The 21,271-nt window shown below is 57.0% G+C and carries 18 protein-coding genes and 1 tRNA gene; 17 read left to right on the plus strand and 2 right to left on the minus strand.

Features of this window, described 5'->3' with window-relative positions; all coding sequences use genetic code 11:
- Nucleotides 1-773: 773 nt before the first annotated feature.
- The 12 genes from THTE_RS13580 (at nucleotide 774) to lysA (ending at nucleotide 13,395) form a co-directional block, all read left to right on the plus strand.
- Entirely contained in the window at nucleotides 774-1,349 is a 576-nt protein-coding gene (locus tag THTE_RS13580) for an RHS repeat-associated core domain-containing protein (protein WP_095415936.1), read from the plus strand.
- 44 nt (nucleotides 1,350-1,393) lie between these two features.
- Nucleotides 1,394-1,660 (plus strand): hypothetical protein, encoded by a 267-nt coding sequence (locus THTE_RS13585; protein ID WP_095415937.1) that lies wholly within the window; start codon nucleotides 1,394-1,396, stop codon nucleotides 1,658-1,660.
- A gap of 241 nt (nucleotides 1,661-1,901) precedes the next feature.
- Nucleotides 1,902-2,132, plus strand: a complete 231-nt coding sequence (locus THTE_RS18040) for a hypothetical protein (RefSeq protein ID WP_157732107.1) — start codon at nucleotides 1,902-1,904, stop codon at nucleotides 2,130-2,132.
- 612 nt (nucleotides 2,133-2,744) lie between these two features.
- Entirely contained in the window at nucleotides 2,745-5,729 is a 2,985-nt protein-coding gene (locus THTE_RS13595; RefSeq protein WP_095415939.1) for a site-specific DNA-methyltransferase, read from the plus strand.
- Entirely contained in the window at nucleotides 5,719-5,931 is a 213-nt protein-coding gene (locus THTE_RS18305; RefSeq protein ID WP_207651717.1) for a hypothetical protein, read from the plus strand. The genes THTE_RS13595 and THTE_RS18305 overlap by 11 nt, the downstream gene beginning before the upstream one ends.
- A gap of 19 nt (nucleotides 5,932-5,950) precedes the next feature.
- Nucleotides 5,951-6,406: a transposase gene (locus tag THTE_RS18310; RefSeq protein ID WP_207651718.1), complete on the plus strand. Its 456-nt coding sequence runs from the start codon at nucleotides 5,951-5,953 to the stop codon at nucleotides 6,404-6,406.
- Nucleotides 6,393-6,599, plus strand: coding sequence for a DUF2281 domain-containing protein (locus tag THTE_RS13605; protein WP_095415940.1), 207 nt, complete (start codon nucleotides 6,393-6,395; stop codon nucleotides 6,597-6,599). The genes THTE_RS18310 and THTE_RS13605 overlap by 14 nt, the downstream gene beginning before the upstream one ends.
- Nucleotides 6,584-7,006 (plus strand): type II toxin-antitoxin system VapC family toxin, encoded by a 423-nt coding sequence (locus tag THTE_RS13610; protein WP_207651719.1) that lies wholly within the window; start codon nucleotides 6,584-6,586, stop codon nucleotides 7,004-7,006. The genes THTE_RS13605 and THTE_RS13610 overlap by 16 nt, the downstream gene beginning before the upstream one ends.
- Before the next feature lie 8 nt (nucleotides 7,007-7,014).
- Entirely contained in the window at nucleotides 7,015-9,780 is a 2,766-nt protein-coding gene (locus THTE_RS13615; protein WP_095415942.1) for a BPTD_3080 family restriction endonuclease, read from the plus strand.
- A 702-nt stretch (nucleotides 9,781-10,482) separates the two neighbouring features.
- A tRNA-Ser gene (locus tag THTE_RS13620) sits at nucleotides 10,483-10,569 on the plus strand.
- Nucleotides 10,570-11,110: 541 nt separating this feature from the next.
- Complete coding sequence (locus tag THTE_RS13625; RefSeq protein ID WP_095415943.1) at nucleotides 11,111-11,593, plus strand: DinB family protein; 483 nt, start codon at nucleotides 11,111-11,113, stop codon at nucleotides 11,591-11,593.
- A 494-nt stretch (nucleotides 11,594-12,087) separates the two neighbouring features.
- The gene (gene lysA / locus THTE_RS13630) at nucleotides 12,088-13,395 is read left to right on the plus strand and encodes a diaminopimelate decarboxylase (protein ID WP_095415944.1); all 1,308 of its coding nucleotides are present in this window, start codon (nucleotides 12,088-12,090) and stop codon (nucleotides 13,393-13,395) included.
- Nucleotides 13,396-13,449: 54 nt separating this feature from the next.
- Here lysA and THTE_RS13635 read toward each other — a convergent pair whose 3' ends face one another.
- A complete protein-coding gene (locus THTE_RS13635; RefSeq protein ID WP_095415945.1) occupies nucleotides 13,450-13,752 on the minus strand; it encodes a hypothetical protein in 303 nt (100 codons plus the stop codon).
- A gap of 339 nt (nucleotides 13,753-14,091) precedes the next feature.
- Nucleotides 14,092-15,537 (minus strand): pyruvate kinase, encoded by a 1,446-nt coding sequence (gene pyk, locus THTE_RS13645; RefSeq protein ID WP_095415947.1) that lies wholly within the window; start codon nucleotides 15,535-15,537, stop codon nucleotides 14,092-14,094.
- 464 nt (nucleotides 15,538-16,001) lie between these two features.
- Between pyk and THTE_RS13650 the strand changes: the two genes are divergently transcribed.
- The 5 genes from THTE_RS13650 (at nucleotide 16,002) to rpsG (ending at nucleotide 21,195) form a co-directional block, all read left to right on the plus strand.
- Nucleotides 16,002-17,339, plus strand: a complete 1,338-nt coding sequence (locus THTE_RS13650) for a Gfo/Idh/MocA family protein (protein WP_095415948.1) — start codon at nucleotides 16,002-16,004, stop codon at nucleotides 17,337-17,339.
- 317 nt (nucleotides 17,340-17,656) lie between these two features.
- The gene (locus tag THTE_RS13655) at nucleotides 17,657-18,988 is read left to right on the plus strand and encodes a Gfo/Idh/MocA family protein (RefSeq protein WP_095415949.1); all 1,332 of its coding nucleotides are present in this window, start codon (nucleotides 17,657-17,659) and stop codon (nucleotides 18,986-18,988) included.
- A gap of 280 nt (nucleotides 18,989-19,268) precedes the next feature.
- Entirely contained in the window at nucleotides 19,269-20,090 is an 822-nt protein-coding gene (locus THTE_RS13660; protein ID WP_095415950.1) for an SDR family NAD(P)-dependent oxidoreductase, read from the plus strand.
- Between the two features lie 213 nt (nucleotides 20,091-20,303).
- Nucleotides 20,304-20,678 carry a 30S ribosomal protein S12 gene (rpsL, locus tag THTE_RS13665; protein ID WP_095415951.1) on the plus strand — a complete coding sequence of 125 codons (375 nt, stop codon included), beginning with the start codon at nucleotides 20,304-20,306 and terminating at the stop codon, nucleotides 20,676-20,678.
- Between the two features lie 46 nt (nucleotides 20,679-20,724).
- A complete protein-coding gene (gene rpsG, locus THTE_RS13670; RefSeq protein ID WP_095415952.1) occupies nucleotides 20,725-21,195 on the plus strand; it encodes a 30S ribosomal protein S7 in 471 nt (156 codons plus the stop codon).
- Nucleotides 21,196-21,271: the final 76 nt, after the last annotated feature.

Here is a 21,271-nt window from a genome sequence, read left to right on the forward strand (position 1 = left end):
TACTTCGACATCCTTGCCATCATTGGGAGTAGCCAAGATGGATGAGCGTCATGTCCAATACCAAAAGGCATCCATCCCATGGCCGGAACGGGTGCTTGTATGCTGCGCCATACTCGCTGGATTGTTGGCCTGGGCTGCCGGTCTTCGGCGGGGGGAGTGTATCGAGGTATGCCTTTTCCTAACTGGCGAAGCCGTGGCCGTTCCGTTGGTTTGCGCAGGATTAGCGGCATTGTTGAGACAAAAAGACGGCGTCAAGTCCTCCATCCGATTCTCTCGACCCGCATCCGTTGTGGGAGTTATCTTTGTCCTTGGATATCTGGCTCCGATTTTTAGGGGACCTCCAAATCCAGACACGGCAGCGCATTTGGCACTATTTGCGTACCCTATCATACAGGCGCTATTGTGCATAGGTATCTACGTTGCGGTGACATTATACGAGGTGTTGTTTCTCGGCTACAGACTACGGTAAATGGCTCTGCATTTACTAACCCTGTATAACCCTGTGCATCATTAACGATCCATCTCACATACCGCTCTCCACGGCTTTGGAAGAGGTAATACAGCGAACGACGGTTGCCCGGGCACCAATAATGAAAACTCCGATTCGGCAAAGCAAGTAAACACAGATCGGATTATCGCAGATTCGATAACAGAAATCGCGGCCGATATTTAAACACCGCGCGGGATATTGCCAAGTTTGACCCGCAGACGGTTTTCAGCGTGGTCGCAAGACCGGACAACCCAGATTTGGCGGAGGCAAGGGGGCGACTAAAGTGGTCAATTGTCCTATCTACGACGCTTTTGGCAGGGTGACGTCGGAGAGTAATTTGGCGAGAGGGGACGTCTTCTACTGTGATAACTGGCCGTTATTAGTCGGTAATAGTCTCTTCTTATTCACCGGTAGGCCCTTCGATAGTGACACTCAACTTCAAAACAACCTCAACCGCTGGTACGATGCCCGCGTCGGCCGCTGGCTGAGCGAGGACCCGATCGGCTTTGCCGGTGGGGATGGGAATTTGTATCGGTATGTGGGGAATCGTTCCACCGCTTTTATTGATCCGACTGGCTGCGTCAGTTCACTCCAGGGTTGCCTAAAGAGTCCTGCCGCGCTTTGGTGCTGTATTGAAACTGGTGTGATAAACAAAGGGCAGGTTGTCAATCATATAAGGAACTTGGGACAGGACGGTGTTGTGAAGCTGCTGACAAAATGGGGCGGAACGGTAGTGAAAGGTGGCGGAAAGGGTAGTCACGTCAAAGTCATATTGCAAAATGAGCCGTTTATTGTTCCACAGGAAATAAGTATTGGTGTTGCCCAAAAGACCGTAAATCAGATTTTGTCGCTTAATTGAGGCTGCACACTTTCTTTGCTTCAGTGATCCATATCCGTGCGTTTATGGCCGAATACGATTACACCCTGGAGTTCTTTCCTGGTATCACCCGAGAGACCCTTGATCGATTCATGGATGACCTTCTGGAAGAGCTGGAATCACAAGGGATCATCGCCGGTGGTGGTTACAATACAACTTGCGCTAACTTGGCAATGACTTGCGAATCGCAGAGCACGAGAGTGGCCGAAACAATTCGTCGCACGATTATGGCCGTGAACGACCGCTACCATTGTGTGAGCCAGTGGAGGGAAGGGGTCGTCGATGACGACTAGGGAAATCTAACTGAACCTTGCTTTGCGGTCGGCTCGCTACTCAATCTGGAAGGTGACCAACGTATATAGTACGGAAACCATTCGGTGAGGTGTGATAGATGGTTCAGTGTTCTTGTGGCTAGGCGAGTGCTCAACCTTAACCTCGTCTGACGGCGCAATAGCAAGATACTGTCTGAAGGTACCATCGATCATAACCTAGGAATACATTGACAACGGGCCTGATGAAACCGTACAGTGGACCTTGACGGACCACCTGAACACGGTTCGGGATATTGCGAAGTACGATCCGGGCAGCGACATGACGACCGTGGTCAATCATCTTATCTACGATGCCTTTGGCCGGGTGACGTCGGAGAGTAGTCCGGCGGTGGATAGTCTCTTTTTATTCACCGGTAGACCGTTCGATAGTTGGACAAGCGGACCGACAGGCAGGTCCCTGCGAAGCGGTGTTTCCCCGCGAGGGGGTTTCTGAAAAATCGGAGGGGCACGCTTGTCGTGCCCGGTGTCCCCCTGGTTACGGGGCGTCACCATCGTGGCAGGGGCCATTCACGAATTGCCCCTACCGGTGAACCCGTGTCGTACCCGGGAAGACGTGGTAAGAGGAAGTTTGCCTATTTTAACGAAATTGGGCGCTGTTGCGCGCCCCGGCGAAAATAGGTAAACTTTTGGCTGGGCGCCAGAGCCATGGAACCCATCGGCGGGTCGGGTTCCACCCCGACCGATTGCCTTGGTTTCACCCGGGCTATTGGGTTGGAAGGTCGCATGCCACCCCGACCGGTGGCATTCCCACCAACGGCCGACGTAGAAATCGGCCCTCCATAGGTCGGATTGGCCGGCGTGGAAGCCGTCCCTCCAACAGGCCCGGATTCCACGACCAGCATCCCGGTTGCATCCGAATCATAGGAGGCATTGGAGGGCCCGGTTCCGCCCGGGGCGGTTGAGTTGGTCCCATTCGAGAGACGGGCCACGGGCCTTACCGGGATTACTGGTCTAGGGTATCTTGGCCGCGGTAAGATCTCTTCTGTTGGAATAAGTGGAAGACTCGGGCAATCGTCCATCATTTAGGGTTACTGGGGAACGATACATGGCTAAGAAAAAGCAGTCTCGTAGCGGGGGAGATGGCAATAACGTCAAGGATTTTCGGCACGCAAATTCCAAGCGGAAGAATAACCCTCCGGCCGGGATCGCCCCCACTTATGAATCCCGGCAGCGAGAAACCAAGTCGTACCGCTACGATCCCCATTTGGATCCGCAACTGGTCTGGGCGGGCAAGGCCGAGCACACCTCGTTCGAGGTGGATGTCGTCTCGCTCCACATTCACGAGCGTATCTCCACCAAGGCCATTCTGCGAGCCGTGCGCCGACCGCAGCCAATTCAACCCGACCTGTTCGGCGAAACGCCCCTGCCAGCCGACCAACAGATCGAGTTCTACCAGCACGAGGTCGGATGGGCCAACCGCCTGATTCTGGGCGACTCGCTGCTGGTGATGAACTCGCTCCTGGTCAAGGAAGGGATGGCGGGCAAGGTGCAGATGATCTACATTGATCCGCCCTACGGCATCAAGTATTCAAGCAACTTCCAGCCCCGCATTGACCGGCGCGATGTGAAGGACAAGGAGGAGGACCTCACCCACGAGCCAGAGCAGATCAAGGCCTACCGGGACACCTGGAAGCTGGGCATCCACTCCTATCTCACCTACCTGCGGGATCGCCTGCTCTTGGCGCGGGAGCTGCTTACCGAGAGCGGCTCCATCTTCGTGCAGATCAACGACGAGAACCTCCACTTGGTGCGGTGTCTCCTGGACGAGGTGTTCGGGCGGGAGAACTTTGTGGCGGTAGTGGCGTTTAGGAAGACAGGAGGCCTTGGATCCGGTGGCCTCACCGTCATAGATGATTTTCTGCTCTGGTACGCAAAAAGGCGTGCTCAGTTGAAGTATCGGCAGTTGTACCTATCCAAGACCGTCACTGGAACTGCGGAGCAGTATCGCTGTATAGAACTTCGCGATGGCATGAAGGCGCGATTGGGAGATTCACCGGCTGATGCTCTGCTGTTCCAGCCTACCTCGCTGCACACAATGTTCGCTACCGTTGCCTGTGTTTATGCGTTGGACCTTAATGGCAGAGTGTTCCGCCCCCCTCAGAATCGACAATGGTCAACTACTCCCGACGGAATGCAACGGTTGAAGGAGGCTGGCCGCATAACAGTGGCTGGGGCTAGTCCTCGCTATGTGCGCTACCTGAGCGACTTCCCCATCGTTGAACTGACTACTGTATGGGATGACACAATGGGGGCAGAAGACAAGATGTACGCGGTCCAAACCGCCAGTAAAGTCATCGAGCGTTGCATTCTCATGACCACCGACCCGGGCGACCTGGTGTTCGACCCGACCTGCGGTTCCGGCACCACGGCCTACTGCGCCGAGAAGTGGGGCCGGCGCTGGATCACCTGCGATACCTCCCGCGTGGCCCTGGCGATCGCCCGCCAGCGCCTGATGACGGCCAAGTTTGACTATTACGAACTGTGTGACCCGGAACGCGGCCCGGCGGGTGGTTTTGTCTACGAGACGGTGCCCCACATCACATTGGAGAGCATTGCCAAGAACACCGAGATTGACGCCATCGCCGCCAAATACCAGCCGCAGATTGACCAGGCGCTGGCAGAGCTGAACGAGGCGCTCAGGGGTAAACGGATAGAAATCGAGGTCAAAGAAGGCGGTCGCGCGGGGCAATTCGTGGATTTTTCTGCCCCCGACAGTAAAACTGCGACGCTGCCGAGTGGGCAGAAGGTTAGGGTTAACGAGTTGCTGGAATGGGAAGTCCCCCGCGAGGTGCCCCATCCGGTCTGGCCCAAGGAAGCCCACGACGCCTACTGGCAATTGCTGAAACTCAAGCGCTCGGGACAGTTGGGGGCGGAAGAGAAGGCGGCTGCTTTGTTAGAAACGGTCTATCGCCTGACCGGTCATCGCTGGGAGTGCCTCGAGGAGGTGCCCGACCCGATGCCTCCGGAAGGTTGGCCCGACGAGGCCAAAGCGGCCCTGGGGCGTTTCTGGGAGCTCAAGCGCCAGAAGCGAAAGGAGATCGACGAGAGCATCCAGCGCAACGCTCCACAAGAGACGCTTTACGACCGGCCCAAAGTGGTGCGCGGCGTGGTCCGCGTCTCCGGTCCGTTCACCGTCGAGGCCATTCCCGTGCCGGCGGTGGAAGACCCAACACAAACACCCATTCCGCAGTTTGAGGCAGAAGAGGCGCAAGCCCGTGTCAGCGACCGCGGAGGGGATTACCTGACGACGATGATCAACCTGCTCAAACAGCAGGGCGGGGTGCTCTTCCCCGGCGGGAAGCGACTGGAGTTGCAGGGTTTGCGACCATTGAACCTGGGATATTTGCATGCCGAGGCGGAAGCCGGGCAAAACGGGGAGGCGCTGCGGGTGGCGATCAGTTTTGGACCCCAACACGGGCCGGTGATTGCGCACCAAGTGCAGGAGGCGATCCCTACGGCCAAGATGAACGGCTACCAGGTGTTGATCGTGGCGGGATTTGCCTTTGATCCGGAGGCCCAGGCGCTCATCCAGAAGGCCCCGGTGGCGGGGCTTCAGGTGCATTTTGCCAACATCTCGCCCGATGTCTTGGTGGGCGATCTGCTCAAGACCACCCGTGCCAGCCAGATTTTCACCGTTTTCGGCCAGCCCGATGTGCGGGTGGAGAAGCAGAAGGACGGGACGTACATTGTGGAGCTGCGTGGCGTGGACATTTATGACCCGCTGACGGGCGAGGTACAGAGCACCCGGGGCGACGATGTGGCCGCCTGGTTTCTGGACACCGACTACGATGGCAAGACTTTCCACATTTGTCAGGCGTTCTTTCCTGGGGACGATAAGGCTTGGGAAAAGCTCGAGCGGGCGCTCAAAGCACAGATTGACTCTGAGGCCTTCGAGCGGATGCGCGGCACCGTCTCCTTCCCCTTCCAGCCTGGCGAGCATCGGCGCATTGCCGTGAAGGTCATTGATTTTCGGGGGAATGAGGTGGTGCGGGTGGTGCAGTTGGGCGGAGGCGCTGCCTATGAGATTTGATCCCGAACGCCATCATCGCCGCAGCATTCGTTTGCGGGGGTATGATTACACCCAGCCGGGGGCGTATTTCGTGACGGTTTCCACGCAGGGTCGGGCGTCTCTTTTCGGCGAGGTGGCAGACGGGGAAATGCGGTTGAACGAGGTGGGACGCATTGTCCAGCGGTGTTGGGAGGGCTATTCCCGAACATTTTCCGCACATTGAATCGGGTGCCTTTGTGGTCATGCCGAATCACGTGCATGGGATATTGGTAATCACCGGGGCACGGCATGATTTGGTAGGGGCACGGCATGCCGTGCCCCTACCAAACGATGTGCCCCCACCGAACAATGCGCTCATATCAAATAATGCCGTGCCCCTACAAGAACGGTTTGGCAAACCCGTTGCGGGTTCTATACCAACCATCGTGCGGTCGTTTAAATCCGCCGTTACCCGCGAGGTCAACCCCCTACGCGGTATGCCAGGGGCACCCGTCTGGCAACGCAATCATTACGAACACATCATTTGGAACGAGGAATCCCTGCAGCGCATTCGGGAATACATTTGGACCAACCCCTTACGCTGGCACCTGGATCGGGAGAATCCGAATCCGACGGGGATGGATGATTTCGACCGGTGGCTGGCTGCATTGGGGAAGATCGGGGCTCAGCGAGGGAGAATGGACAATGAACAAACTTGAAGCACTCATTCGCCAATTGCCCCCGGAATTGCAGCAAGAAGTGGCCGACTTCGTGGAATTCCTGCTGCAGAAGCGGGCCCGGAGATCGGCAAAGCCGCTGCGCCAAGATTGGGCCGGCGCCCTGAAGGAGTACCGGGACCAATACACGGCGCTTGACCTGCAGAAAAAGGCGTTGGAGTGGCGAGGCGACTGAGCATGTATCTTGTGGACACGAACGTGTGGCTGGAACGGTTCTTGGAGCAAGAAAAGGCAGAGGAGGTTCGGGACTTTCTGAACCAAATGCCCTCCGACCAATTATGCCTTACGGACTTCGCCCTTCACTCTATCGGGATCGTGTTGAGCCGCCTCGGTAAAAGGGAGGCGTTTGTTCGGTTTGTGCGGGATGCATTCGTGGACGGAGCGGTCACGCTGGTTCGTCTGGATCCCGAGGACATGGAAGCCCTGGTTCAGATCATGGAACGAGACAATCTGGACTTTGACGATGCCTACCAGTACAGAGCAGCCGAAAAATATGGGCTTGTGATTGTGAGTTTTGACAGCGATTTCGACCGAACGGGACTCGGGCGGAAAACGCCGGCACAAGTGCTTCAAAAGAGGTAGCCAGGTCCATGCTCGTTGACAACCCCATCCTCAACTCACCCTTTGAGGAACCCACCCGCTACTGGGACTACGAAGAGGGGCAACCGGTTATTAAAGACGGCCGTCGGCCAGCGGGTTACTACCTCAAAGCCCGAACAGCCGGGCCGCAGACGGCGATGCTGGAAGAAGAATTCGTTCCGCTGGATTTGGTAAACAAAATTCGGGAGCGGATGCGAGACTGGCGGGAGCGAGGCTATCCAGGCGTCACTCCCATCACCCGCCAACTCCTCAACCATTGGAATAGACCAGACCGAGAACGCAAGCTCTTCTTCTGCCAGCGGGAGGCGGCCGAAACCCTCATCTGGCTGGTGGAGGCCCCGCCGGCCGAGAAGCAAGGAATCACGATTCCGAAGGATAACGGACTTACTCGCTACGCGTGCAAAATGGCCACCGGCTCAGGCAAGACCGTGGTTATGGGCATGGTGATCGCCTGGCAGGTACTCAACAAGCTGGCAAACCCGCAACTCCGGCAATTCTCTGACGCTGTGCTCCTTGTGTGTCCCAATCTGACCATCCGCGAGCGGCTGCAGGTGCTGCTTCCGTGGAAGCCCGGCAATTACTATGAGAAATTTGACCTGGTACCCCGGGGGCTGTTGGAACGGCTCCAGCAGGGGAGATTCGAGATCACGAACTGGCACCTTTTCCAGTTGCAGGACGACAGCCGTTCCCGAAGTGTGGTCCAGCGGGGTGTGGAAAGCGATACCGCCTTCTGCCGCCGGGTGCTGAAGGAGCTCGGCAACAAGCAAAACATCCTGGTCATCAACGACGAGGCCCATCATGCGTACCGTCCAGCGCCGCTGTCGGACGAGGTAAAGGAGCAGCTTTCGGAAGAGGAGATCAAAGAGCGCGAGGAGGCTACGGTGTGGGTCAGCGGGCTGGACAGGATAAACGCCGTCCGCCGAATCAACTTCTGTGCCGATTTTTCGGCAACACCTTTCTACATCAAAGGAAGCGGCTACCAGGAGGGGACTCCTTTCCCTTGGGTCGTATCGGATTTTGGCCTGGTGGACGCGATTGAATCAGGGATTGTGAAAATTCCCCGCGTGCCGGTGGACGACAACACCGGTATGCTGATCCCCAAGTACTTCCGCCTGTGGGAGACGATCAATCAGGCGTTGCCGGCTTCCGAGCGGCAAACCGCGCGCCGCCGGGCCAAGCCGGAATCGGTGCTACGGGAGGCCGAGGGAGCCCTGGTGACCTTGGCTAGCGAGTGGAAGAAGACTTTCGACGAGTTCCAGAAGTGCCGCTCGCCGGTGCCGCCTGTCATGATCGTGGTCTGCGACAACACCGACCTATCCAAACTCGTTCATGAGCACATTGCCCGGGGCAAGGTCCTGCGCGAACTCGAAAACGGCCAGAACGGGGAGGTGACGTTCCGAATCGACACGAAACTCCTTGCCGAGGCAGAGGCGGCCAGGGAGGGCGAAACCAGGGCCGAGGCGGCCGAGCGGCTGCGCAAGGTGGTGGACACCATCGGCAAGCTCGAATGGGAGGGTGAAGGTGACCCGCCAGGAAAACACATCCGGTGTGTGGTGTCTGTGGGAATGCTGAACGAGGGCTGGGATGCCCAGAATGTCACGCAGATCTTGGGCCTGCGTGCCTTCACGTCCCAACTGCTGTGTGAGCAAGTGGTGGGACGGGGCTTGCGGCGGCTCAATTACGACGACTTTTCGGAACCTGAGTATGTGGACGTCTACGGTGTCCCATTCGAAGTAATCCCGGTCAGAAAGAAACCCGTCAATCGTACCGAAATAGCCAAAGTATCCACACTTGTGCGGGCTCTCCCTCAGCGGAAGCATCTCGAAATCACTTTCCCCCGTGTTGAAGGGTTCGTTGTCGACGTGCGCACACGGATTCGACTCAGCCTGGACGGCCTTCCTTATTTACAGATCGACCCCGGCAGCGAGCCCACCGAAGTAACGGTTAAGCCGGCGGTAGGCTACCGCATAGGCCGACCTGACCGACTAGGGCCCGGACCTGAGGTGATCCACGACCGCAACCCATTTCACCGGGAGAAACGCCTCCAGGCGACCGTGTACGAGATTGCGGCCGAACTCACGCGGCGACTCAAAGAGAAACGGGAAGAGTGGAACGCCCGCCACATTCTCTTTCCTCAAGTCCTCAACATTGTGTGGCAGTACCTGGAAGAGCGCGTTGTGGTGAAACAGGACGCGCCGCCGGAGGAGGTCACCCTGCTCAAGTACAAGGAGCGGATTGTTGAACGCTTGACCGCGGCCATCGAACCGGATACCGAATCAGGAGAGCCACCAATCCTTCCAGTGATCGAGAGGTTTCGCCCGATCGGTTCAACTGCCGAGGTCCTTTTCCGCACGGTCCGTCCATGTGTCGGTACAAGTAAGAGCCACATCAGCCATGTGGTGCTCGATGCACCCAAGTGGGAGCACAGTGCAGCGTATCAACTGGAGCGAATGCCCGAGGTAATTGCCTATGCCCGCAACGACCACCTTGACTTTACAATCCCTTACGAGTGGCATGGGTTCCGACACGAGTACCGGCCCGACTACCTGATCCGCTGGCGCCGCAATGACGGCACTGAGGTCAAGGTGATCCTGGAGATCAAGGGCTTCGAGACGGAGCAGGATCGCCAGAAGGAGATCGCAGCGCAGCGGTGGATCCGGGCGGTGAACCATCACGGTGAATTCGGCTGTTGGCGATTCGTCGTGTGTAAGGACCCCGCTGGCCTGGAGAGAGTATTGCGAGATGCTTGTAGATAACCACTCGCTGAATCGGGCATTTCTTCCCAGTTTCCGACCGCCGGGTGCCGACCAGTCACCAAAGAATGCAGTGTTATTTGACCCGCCGAAGTACTCCTTAGCTCAGCCTTTTGCGTTGTTGCCACTCGGAACTGATAAGGAAATCTGGTGCCACCAGTGCGATTGCGCGCAAGTGAATTGTAGCCTCAGGGAAACCTCCAAGAGCCGTTCATCCCACGATGTCCCGGCGGAAAAAGATCACGTCATATCCCGTGGTTCGCAGACTCACCGGGGAGGCGGTCGGACGATGTTTCGTCCCCAAGTGTGCCGGATTGTGTGCCACCAGGGGGCAGTGAAGTGTCGTAACTGCTGCACTCATCGTCACTTATAGAGTTGTGTTCGAGTCCTGCCAGGCGCAATGGCGAAATTGTTCCAGTGCCCAGGTTTTCGTGTCAGAGATAGGGTTACCGGCGAGTCGCTCCAGAGAATCTCTTGTGACGATTCTTGGGGAAGTAGTCTTTGGAACCCTCGATGGGAAGCGCATCGCCGGGCGAAGTGCTAAGAACCCATCCAAAAGCCGCAGAATTGGCGTGATTCCCCGGCCTCGGTTCGGTTTACGGATGGGCTCTAAAACTGGTCGGTATTTTGCCGGTTCGCCGTCCTGCCTATAATCCTTGATAGAGTGACAATCTCACAAGTTGGTGGATTTTCCATAGGTGTTAAGGATGGGTGGCCGAGTGGTCTAAGGCGGCAGTCTTGAAAACTGCTGTACCCGTTCGGGTACCGGGGGTTCGAATCCCTCCCCATCCGCTAAATCATGTTTCGGGAAGCACCTGAAGCCTTTGTCCTGCCCGAAGGTCAAGGCGAATCGGCGATTACTCCCGTATTTTCTCGTCAGAACCCTTCCGGGCCCGAAAAGCCGGCTTTTTTGGACCGAGTTTGTGGCTTGGTAGGACACCGAAGTCTCTCTGCGACACATCAACTCGGGTCACTTTTAGCTGGACGAGATACCTTGGTGGGACACCCAAGTTTCCCTTCGACCGGGCTGCCCCTATCGCCGTATGTACACTCGGTCACTCATACCACAGCGTAGGATTATGGGATCGGCCCAGCATCTTGTGGCCAGAGTACTCACGTCAGCACAACATGTGGCGGGTGCATTGTAAAGTTTAAACAATCGCGCTGTAGTACTAACGAATTTCGTCAAATCTCCCGTGTGGTTGCAGAATCGTCACCGGGCCACCGAGGGAGGTTGTGGCACCGTGCGGAAGGACGCTGGACCACATTTCTAAAATCTATTCAGTGGGGAAGTTAATTGTGTCCCGCAGGCAAAACGGGATGGAGGAAAGCTATGAGCACCATTGGCACCTTGATCGAAAGATACAAACAGGGACCGAGTTTGCTTCGGCAGGCGATTGCGGGGATGACTGCGGAGCAGATGGACGCTCGACCCGTCCCCGGACGATGGTCCACGCGTGAGGTCGTGTGTCACATCGTGGATTTCGACCAGCTTTATGCGGATAGGATGAAACGGGTGATTGCGGAAAAGGAGCCCGATTTTTCCCCAAGCGAACCGGACGCCTTTGCCGCTCATCTGGCCTATGGTAAGAGGGACGTAGTCAGGGAATTGCAACTGCTGACGCTTTTGCGCGAGCAAATGGCCGTCATTTTGGAGTCCCTCCCGGAGGAGGCCTTTCGGCGAGCGGGCCGCCATTCAGTCCGCGGATTGGTGACCCTTCAGGAATTGTTGCAGGCGATTACGGATCACATTCCGCACCACATTCGCTTTATTGAGGAAAAGAAAGCCGCACTGGGGCTTCACACCGGCAAATAGCCCGCGATGGAGCTTTTCTCCGGCGGGGAGAGTATGTCGCAGAGATTGGGAACAAGCTGTGAGTTTCCAGCAGGTCCCAGTCCGTCCTGTGTCACTTGCAGGAGACCGACCTCCGGCATCCGTGTCAATTTCGAGGACGGTCGGCTCGAAATATTCCCTCTCCCCTGCGCAAGCCTTTTTGAGCGTGGCAGGGTTGTGCAATATTTTTTGCGGGAAAAACTTCTCCTCTTTGGCCTACGGAGCAATCGACAGGGGCAGGGAATGCTTTGGACAGGCGTCAAGTAAACCGGGACTTCGTCAGCCCGGTGGAAATGTGGTAAAGTGATCTCAATTAACATTCGGCTGCTTGATTGATGCCGACTGCTGCAGAAGATTGCGTTTTCTGGATGCGGCGGTCTGAGAGCCGCGAGCTCGACTGTGGCAAAACTGTTTGCGGGGCGAATGTTGGAGTTTCTTGGGTCGGACGCGTTTGACATTCGGCGTGAGGTTACTTGATGGCTGAAACCAATCTGATAAGAACGACGATTGGTGGTGTGCCTGTTGTGGAACTTGCGCAGGAGTTTGGAACTCCTCTGTACGTGTACGACGCTGCGGTGATCCGAAAGCGTTTTGCGGAACTTGCCGTCTTTGACGTGGTGCGCTATGCCCAAAAGGCGTGCTCAAACCTGGCCATTTTGGCGCTCGTCCGTCAACTGGGAGCGCTAGTGGATGCTGTGAGTGCGGGCGAGATTCATCGAGCTTTGGCCGCTGGGTATCCGCCGGCGGGAGATCCGCCTCCCATCATGTACACGGCTGATATTTTCGATCGAGATGCCCTCGACTTGGTGGTTGAGCATCACATCCATGTGAATTGTGGCTCGCGTGACATGATCGAGCAGCTTGGGGAACGCGTTCCTGGCCGAGAGATCACGCTCCGCGTCAATCCCGGGTTCGGCCACGGACACAGCCGAAAGACCAACACAGGCGGAGAGCTTTCCAAGCACGGAATCTGGCATGAACAGTTGCACGAGGCCCTGTTCGAGGCGGAGCATCACGGTTTGAGCGTGGTGGGACTTCACATGCACATTGGGTCGGGAAGCGACTTCGAACATCTGGCTCAGGTGTGTCGGGCCATGGAAAAAGCGGCTGTAGAGGCCGGTCGGAATCTACGATGGATCAGTGCGGGAGGCGGTTTGCCAATTCCATATCGGGAAGGGGATGCCCGCATTGACATTCAGCGATATTTCGATCTCTGGGATGCGACGCGGAAGCGATTGGAAGACCGGTTTGGCCATCGGGTGCGTCTGGAGGTGGAGCCCGGCCGCTACATCGTCGCGGAGGCGGGTTTTCTCATCACGGAAATTCGGGCCGTTAAGGAACAGGCGCAGAACACGTTTTATCTCGTGGATGCGGGGTTCAATAATCTCGTCCGGCCGGCCATGTACGGCGCCTATCATCCGTTGCGGCTGGCACCGCGAGACCCGAGCCTTCCACGGCTTTTTCAAGAAGTCATTGTGGGGGGACCGCTGTGCGAGTCCGGCGATATTTTCACGCAGGAGGAAGGGGGAATTGTCACCAAGCGACTGCTTCCTCAGGCGGCAGTGGGGGATTACATCGTTATTGAGTGCGCCGGTGCCTACGGGTTTGTGATGGGCTCCAACTACAACAGTAAACCTTATCCGCCTGAGGTACTTGTGGATAATGGCGACGTGAAGTTGATTCGGCGTCGTCAGACTTACACAGATCTTTTTGAAGACGAGATGATCCCCTCGGAGTTTTTGGCCGACGAGGATTCCCGGCGATCCGTCACTGGCCTATCCTGATGGGCCACCGTTGACGGTTTTGCCGTATTTGGTGCTCAACTTGGTTGGCTCCGGTTATTGTGCGGCTTCGGGACGTTGGGTTCGCGTGCGCCGACGGGCCGGCTTCGCAGTTGACCATTCCCGGGTAAGAGTTTCGAAGACCTCAGGCGACTCATAGCGGACGATGCCGGGGGCTTCGGGGATTGGACCGATCAGCCCTTTGAGCACCGGTAGACCGCGCACGCTCAAATCAGTGCAACAATCGTCCACGCCTACCTGAGTATGTCGTTTGAGGAGATCCTCGGGACTATCATAATCGCGGATACGGATTTCGCCGTCGGCACCCCGTGTGACAACGCGGATTGTGTGCTTCTTCATGGTGTGTGACTCCCATCGACGTTGCACCAGGTTTCCTCCTCATTTTGAAAATCGTCTGATGAGCAACACCCCTTTTGAGCGTCTGCGAGGTCCCCGCATTTCAGGTGCGACCGGCGCTCTTCGGAAATCGGTTGAAGCTGGAGTGATCGCTCAGGTGCGGCGAACCGCTGTGACGCGCGCAACTTGTGTAAATGGATCACCGACAGTGCGTGGAGAGCGAAAAAACGGATAGTGCGCCCGAAATGGATTATGCGCATCATGCGGTCGCACACGTTGGGCCCGACGTCCGTCGCTTGGATCTGAGGCATTCCGGAGGGAGGGGTATCGAGGGCCTGATGATCACTCGGCCACGAACACTGAAACCGTATTATGGGCACTGGAGACAAGTCCGGTCCCATAAACGAAGACAACTCGATCACCTGACTGAATAAGCCCCTCGCGTTTTCCCCATTCCGTGGCGAATCGCAGGAGAGCCGGGGAATCGTTTAAGGGGGCTTCCATCAGGGGGATGATTCCCCAGTAGAGACACATCCGCCGAAGCACGTGCGGAGACTCGCTCACGCCGATGGTGGGAACCAGGAAGCGATGTTTGGCGATGGTCAAAGCAGTCTGTCCGGAACGGGTCAGAATGATCATCATTTTCGCACCAACCTCGTGGGCGATAAGGCCGGCGTGCCACACGGAGGCCTCGGTGATATCCGCCGTATTTGCGGCTTCTGAGTCTCCTGCCTGGTATCGCACCGGAGGCTGGCTCACAGATTCCGTAGCCAGAGCGATGCGGTGCATCATCGTGACAGATTCGACGGGGTAGTTACCAATGGCCGTTTCGCCAGACAACATACAGGCGTCGGCCCCGTCGAGAATGGCATTGGTGACATCGCTGACTTCAGCTCGGGTAGGAATGCGGGACCGCTGCATGCTCTCCAGCATTTGTGTGGCAACGATGGCTGGTTTGCGGTGCCTTTTCGCGGCGGCCAGGATCCGCTTTTGGACAATGGCAACGTCAGCAATGTCGATTTCCACGCCGAGATCTCCCCGGGCGACCATTACAGCGTCAGCCAGGTCCAGAATCTCATCTAAACAGTCCAGGGCTTCTGGCTTTTCAATTTTTGCGACAATTTGCGGCGGATTTTGAACATTGCCGATCAATTTCCGCAATTCGTGGATGTCATCAGGGGAACGGACAAAGCTCAGGCCGACAAAATCGATATCTTTTTGGAGGGCCCAGGCGAGTGCTTCCCGGTCCGCGTCGGTTATGGCGGCCAAGGGTAGCTTGACACCCGGCAGATTGACGCCTTGACGGCTGCGGACAAGACCGGGCTGCGTCACCAGACATGTGGCTCGGTTTTCCGATTTGCCGATCACCTGAAGGGTAACAGTACCGTCCGCGAGAACAACGCGATCTCCCTCCTTCAGTGCGGTGATGACCTCGGGGCAGGAAACGGGAAGATCGGTGGGTTGCTGGGCAGTTTCCTCCATCACAAACGTGACCTGCATCCCCGGTTGGCATTCCAGCGCTCCATTTTTCAGCTCGCCAAGCCGAATCTTTGGACCGCCAAGATCAATGAGAATGCCAAGTGGGGTTTTGAGATCCTGTTCGATCTCTCTGATCCAGCGAACACGGGCATCGTGCTCGTCGAAAGAACCATGGGCCATATTGAGTCTGAAAACATCGACCCCCGCTTTGACAAGGGCTTCGATCTTGTCCCGTCCATGGGTCGCTGGACCCAGTGTGGCGACAATCTTTGTCTGGCTGGGCCGACGTGGCACTGCAGGCAGTTCCATCGGTTCACTCCAGATTCACGAAAAGTTTGAAAATCACAAACGCCTTCTAACACTTTTTAGAGAATTTAGTTAGCGTGATGCATCATAACGCCTTTTACAGGTTACTCACAAGCTGACCAGTCCCCACTTTTTGTATGGGCCTGAGAGAAGCCAAAGGGTCAATGTGTTGGAGGGACAATTCCCGAAATGCCCGTACCGACTCGGCGGGACCTGCTTGTCGAGCCCACCTTGCGATGTAGGCTAAGGGATTTCGTTGCATCGGGTACGAAAAGCGTGGCCGATCGAAGTCTCCGGAAGTTTGACCCCTGAGCGCGGATGGAAACAGTACAAATGGCTCGCTGAATCGCGCAATTACTTGCGGCTGGTTTCCAAGCAAGTTATTCTGAAGGGGAACGATCGTGGGTGTTCTCAGTAATTTGGCACACCATCGGCTGTCTTTGATTGCGCTGGTAAAGGAGTTGCGTATGCAGTTGCCCCATGCGTCGCGCCGGGATTTCTTGAAATGGTCAGCGGGAATGGCGGTTGCCGTGCCGCACATTTGGGTCAGCCCCTTTTCCTGGGCGGAGTCACCCAATGAACGCTTGAATGTTGCGGCGATCGGAGTGGGGGGCCGTGGCACGGACATCGGACGGCAGGCGGCCCAGCTTGGGAACATGGTAGCATGTGCCGACGTGCACCGCCTCAATGCCGAGAATTTCGCCAAGCCCTACGAAGGACGCTGTGCGGTGTACAAGGATTACCGCGAGATACTCGATCGCAAGGATGTGGACGCCGTGACGATCGGCACTCCAGACCACTGGCACGTCAAGATTTCCATCGATGCCATGAAGGCGGGCAAAGACGTTTATTGCGAGAAACCCCTCACGCTGACCATTCAGGAAAGCCAACTCATTTGCGAGGCTGTGCGACGCACCGGGCGTGTGTTCCAGGTGGGAACGCAGCAGCGAAGTGAATTCAACAGCATGTTCCTCAAGGCAGTTGTGATGGCCCGGAGCGGCCGCTTGGGTAAGAAGTTGCGGGCCATCAGTTCCGTCGGCCAGGCCACGTCGGGCGGACCTTTCCCCAATTCCGAACCACCGGAGTATCTCGACTGGGATTTTTGGCTCGGCCAGGCGCCCAAGGTGCCGTTCTGCGAAAATCGTATCGGCTGGAATTTCCGCTGGTGGTTTGAATACTCTGGTGGCCAGGTGACCGACTGGGGTGTCCACCACACGGACATCGCCATTTGGGCTCTCGGTGGTGAAGAGACCGGACCCGTCGAAGTAACCCCGGTCAACTTCGAATTCCCGCTCGGTCGGGAATTGATGCTGGAAACGCTTCTCGGCAAACGTCGCTGGGAAGACCTGCCGGTTGCTTACAATGTGGCGAAGACTTTCGATTGTGACATGCTCTTGCCGAATGGGAACGTGGTGAAGCTTCTCAGTGGCCCGAACGAGCTGATCATCGAGGGCGAATTGGGCCGCATTCGGGTAAATCGAGGGAGCCTCACGGGGCGACCAATCGAAGAGCTCACGGAAGCCGACAAAAAGTGGCTCGATGAGGAGGTCCGCAAGCTCTATCGCGGCAAGGAGCCGGGCAGCCACATGCGGAATTTCTTTGAATGTGTGAAAGACCGGAGTCTCCCCATTTCGGACGTTTTCACACATTGCAACGCGGTGAATGCCTGCCACATGGCGAACATTGCCATGCTCCTGAATCGCAAGGTGAAGTGGGATCCGCAGAAGTACCAGTTCGTGGATGATGAGGAAGCCAACGCGCTGACCAAGCGCAAGCAGCGCGAGCCATACACAATTACGCTGTAATTGTAAAGGACCGGCCAGCTTCGCCCAGAGCGTGCTCGGTTGAAGCCCGCCTCGGTTGTGCAACTGGCCCGTTAAAAATGTTGCCCACAGGGGATACGGTTCAGTCCGAACCGTATCCCCATTGTGTTTAATACTCGAGATGTGTTCTGAAATGGCGTTGTTCGGCTCCCGAACAGCATCCAGCGCCGCCCCAGATTATTTCTCCTGGTGCATTGACCGGTTTGAAACATCCGACTACACTCGAGCCAAAGCGCATCAAGTGATTCGCCTTCCCCGCCGAAATCTCGACTTTCGATCCCACCTGGAGGAGACTTCCCATGCTTGCAGGAAAACTGTCCCGTCGTGATTTACTGAAAGGTGCCGCTCTGAGCGGGGGAGTTGCTATTCCTTTACTCTGGCTTCCCAGGCTTGCCCGCGGAGAATCCGCTAACGAGACAATTGGGGTCGGGGCGATCGGAGTTGGGGGACGGGGTTCAGGAATTGGGAACGAGGCCGCACGGTTCGGCGTGATGCTCGCGTGCGCGGATGTGGATAGGAGTCATGCCGAAAAATTCGCTGCGCGCTTTGGAGGCCAGTGCGAGGTATTTACAGATTACCGTCGAGTGCTCGATCGCAAGGACATCCACGTGGTGACCATCGGAACACCCGATCATTGGCACACCAAAATCGCCGTGGAGGCGATGCTGGCGGGGAAGGATGTGTACTGTGAAAAGCCGCTCACGCTAACGATAGACGAGGGCAAAATCCTACGGCGGGTGGTGGCAGAAACAAAACGAGTCTTTCAGGTGGGGACCCAGCAGCGGAGTGATCGCCGTTTTCTCCAGGCTGTCGCGCTTGCCCGGAGTGGCCGCCTCGGAAAGCCCCTGACAGCCACCTGTTCCATCGGGGCGGGCCCGAAAGGGGGCCCCTTCCCTACAAGTGATCCACCCGCGACGTTGGACTGGGATTTCTGGTTAGGTCAGGCGCCATTTGTCCCCTACACCAAGGAACGCTGTCATGGTACGTTCCGATGGTGGCTGGAATACTCGGGAGGCAAATTGACCGACTGGGGGGCGCACCATGTGGACATCGCCCAGTGGGGTCTCGGATGCGAACACACAGGCCCCATCGAGGTCGAGGGAAAAGGGGATTTCCCCACCATCCCGGAGAATTTTGACCCGGTGGCATTTTTCGCGGGGAAGGTCGCTCTGCCCAACGCTTACAACACGGCCACGACCTTCCAGTGCACACTCAGGTTCGCCAACGGGGGAACCATTATCGTTCGGCACGGCCCGGATAACGGTGTGTGGTTCGAGGGGCCGAGCGGACAGATCTTTGTGAATCGAGGCAAAATCACAGGCAAGTTGCTTGAGGAGTTGACCAAGAACGAACAGCAGTGGCTCGAGGAAGAAGTCACCAAGCTCTATAAAGGACGCCAACTGAAAGGACACATGGCCAACTTCTTTGAATGCGTGCGCGAAAGAGCCGAGCCCATCTCAGATGTGGCGACGCACCATCGCGAGCTTTCGTCATGTCACATGTGCAATATCGCGATGCTCCTCAAGCGCAAGCTGCGATGGGATCCCGAGAAGGAAGTTTTCGTCGGTGACGAGCAGGCTAATGCTCTGCTTTCACGCCCGCAACGAAAGCCCTATACGATTGAGGTGTGAAAGCCGATCGGGCGGCAAGCAGGACCGGCGGTCCAAGCCGCGTGAGAGACAGGACAAGTCGCTCGGTAGAGGCTGAGTGGGACCCTGGGCTGCCCGGCGCGCATTTCGGAGACGGGTGTTCGCCGGGCAGTTTTTCCGTCTGCCCTGGGCTTTGCCCTGGCTTCGCGTATCATCAAAGAAGGAACCGGCACGAAAAACGGGGCTGCGCCTTGCTACCCGCGATTTTTCGGCGTTTACTTACATTTTTGGGTGCCATGATTGTCCGTGAGAAAGGTGTCCTGTGTCTTACTGGAGCAACAAGAATGTTCTGGTGACGGGAGGCTCGAGTGGGTTGGGGCTCGCCATCGCGCGGGAATTCGCCAGGGCTGGGGCTCGGGTGGCGATCGTAGGACTGGAGCCGGCCGGCGTCGAGAAAGCGGCCGAAGAACTGAGCCGCATTTCCCATTCGATCTTGCCGCTTGCAGGCAATATTTGCGTGGAATCCGACGTTGCCCGGATTGTGGGTTCCATCCACGAAAAGTGGGGACCGCTGGAAGTGCTCGTCAATAACGCAGGCCGGTCGATGCGGGGCACCGTGCGGGACACGACTCCGGAACAATTTCGCGAGTTGATGGAACTGAACTTCATCGCTCTGGTTCGCATGACCCAGGTTTTCTTGGATGATCTTCTGTCGACGCGTGGTCATGTGGTCAACATTGGATCTCTGGCTGCCAAAGCGGCTGCCAAATTTGTGGGAGCTTACCCGGCGACAAAGCACGCCGTGGCGGCCTTTTCTCAGCAACTTCGTTTGGAACTGGGGCGTCGGGGCCTGCATGTTTTGCTGGTTTGCCCAGGGCCCATTGCCAGAGCAGGGGAACGCCTCTACCGTTTGGAGGGGGCTGAAATGGTCCCGGAAGCGGCACGGGCGCCAGGGGCGGGGGTAAAAGTGCGGAGTATTTCAGCGGATTGGCTCGCCAGGCGTATACTTCGCGCGTGTGAAGCTCGCAAGCCGGAGCTGGTCGTTCCAGCCAGGGCAAGGTTGCTTTTCGCCATCGCCCAACTGTCCCCACACTTGGGGGATCGGCTCATCGAGCGATTCACTCCCCGGGGGGAGGATTCGTAGATTCGCGGCGTGCCGGTCCTTGAAGTCGCCGTCCCTTGACAAGTGATATGGGAAGCGTCACTATAATGTTTTCCGGGCGAAAGCTCCGGCTGATTCCAAATAGCGGTAGAGTCGCATCGCCATTGAGGTTTACTATTGCCCACCTGCGCGTGGGGTTAAGGTACAAAAAAGTTGCAAAAAGATCAAAGATCGTCGTGAGAGAACGAGTCCAGCATGCCCACAATTAATCAGCTTGTACGCAATCCTCGGAAGCCCAAGAGAAAGTTCAGCAAGTCGCCGGCTTTGGACGGTTGCCCGCAAAAGCAGGGCGTGTGCCTGATTGTGCGGACCATGACCCCGAAGAAGCCGAACTCGGCGCTGCGGAAGATCGCGCGGGTTCGGCTGAGCAACGGGAAGGAAGTCACGGTCTACATTCCTGGTGAGGGGCACAATCTTCAGGAGCACTCCATCGTGCTGGTTCGGGGAGGACGTGTCCGGGACTTGCCGGGGGTCCGGTACCAGGTCATCCGTGGAACGCGAGACTGTGCCGGTGTGGAAGGGCGGCGCCAGTCACGAAGCCGCTATGGTGCTAAGAAGCCGAGCAAGTGATTTTAGGAATTTTTCCGAGGTGGAATTTTAAGATCGGATAGAACTTATGGGTCGCAAAACAGCCAGTGAAGCGATTCTCAAGCCGGATCCGAAGTATGGGTCGCTTCTTGCCAGCAAGTTCATCAACTGCATGATGTGGAATGGCAAGAAGACGGTTGCCCAGGCTATTTTTTACAAGGCGTTGGACATTCTTGCCCAGCGGATTCCGGACCGGAATCCAATTGACGTTTTCACAGAAGCCGTCGAGAACGTGAAACCGAATATCGAGGTACGTTCTCGACGGGTCGGTGGTGCGTCCTACCAGGTGCCCATGCAGGTGAGTCCCAAGCGGCAGCAATCGCTGGCCATCCGCTGGATTATCCAGGCGGCCCGCGAGCGGAAAGGTAAACCGATGTACGAGAGACTCGCGGCCGAACTGGAGGCGGCTTACAAAAAAGAAGGAGCGGCCATCACCAAGCGGGAAAACGTCCACCGGATGGCCGAGGCCAACAAGGCGTTTGCTCACTTCGCTTGGTGAGACTCCCTGGGACGACGCACACCGCGCCGAGCTATTTCGGTGCGGTGTTCTTTTGCGCAGTGAGTGGTTACTGAAG

Origin of the sequence: Thermogutta terrifontis, assembly GCF_002277955.1 — a bacterium.
In the GTDB taxonomy this organism is placed as follows: Bacteria; Planctomycetota; Planctomycetia; order Pirellulales; family Thermoguttaceae; genus Thermogutta; species Thermogutta terrifontis.

What these genes read in the sequence shown, in the direction of transcription:
- THTE_RS13585 (WP_095415937.1), top strand. Translation starts at nt 1,394, where the DNA reads ATGGCCGAATACGATTACACCCTGGAGTTCTTTCCTGGTATCACCCGA.
- THTE_RS13595 (WP_095415939.1), top strand. Translation starts at nt 2,745, where the DNA reads ATGGCTAAGAAAAAGCAGTCTCGTAGCGGGGGAGATGGCAATAACGTC.
- THTE_RS18305 (WP_207651717.1), top strand. Translation starts at nt 5,719, where the DNA reads ATGAGATTTGATCCCGAACGCCATCATCGCCGCAGCATTCGTTTGCGG.
- THTE_RS18310 (WP_207651718.1), top strand. Translation starts at nt 5,951, where the DNA reads ATGCCGAATCACGTGCATGGGATATTGGTAATCACCGGGGCACGGCAT.
- THTE_RS13605 (WP_095415940.1), top strand. Translation starts at nt 6,393, where the DNA reads ATGAACAAACTTGAAGCACTCATTCGCCAATTGCCCCCGGAATTGCAG.
- THTE_RS13615 (WP_095415942.1), top strand. Translation starts at nt 7,015, where the DNA reads ATGCTCGTTGACAACCCCATCCTCAACTCACCCTTTGAGGAACCCACC.
- THTE_RS13625 (WP_095415943.1), top strand. Translation starts at nt 11,111, where the DNA reads ATGAGCACCATTGGCACCTTGATCGAAAGATACAAACAGGGACCGAGT.
- lysA (WP_095415944.1), top strand. Translation starts at nt 12,088, where the DNA reads ATGGCTGAAACCAATCTGATAAGAACGACGATTGGTGGTGTGCCTGTT.
- THTE_RS13635 (WP_095415945.1), bottom strand. Translation starts at nt 13,752, where the DNA reads ATGAAGAAGCACACAATCCGCGTTGTCACACGGGGTGCCGACGGCGAA.
- pyk (WP_095415947.1), bottom strand. Translation starts at nt 15,537, where the DNA reads ATGGAACTGCCTGCAGTGCCACGTCGGCCCAGCCAGACAAAGATTGTC.
- THTE_RS13650 (WP_095415948.1), top strand. Translation starts at nt 16,002, where the DNA reads ATGCAGTTGCCCCATGCGTCGCGCCGGGATTTCTTGAAATGGTCAGCG.
- THTE_RS13655 (WP_095415949.1), top strand. Translation starts at nt 17,657, where the DNA reads ATGCTTGCAGGAAAACTGTCCCGTCGTGATTTACTGAAAGGTGCCGCT.
- rpsL (WP_095415951.1), top strand. Translation starts at nt 20,304, where the DNA reads ATGCCCACAATTAATCAGCTTGTACGCAATCCTCGGAAGCCCAAGAGA.
- rpsG (WP_095415952.1), top strand. Translation starts at nt 20,725, where the DNA reads ATGGGTCGCAAAACAGCCAGTGAAGCGATTCTCAAGCCGGATCCGAAG.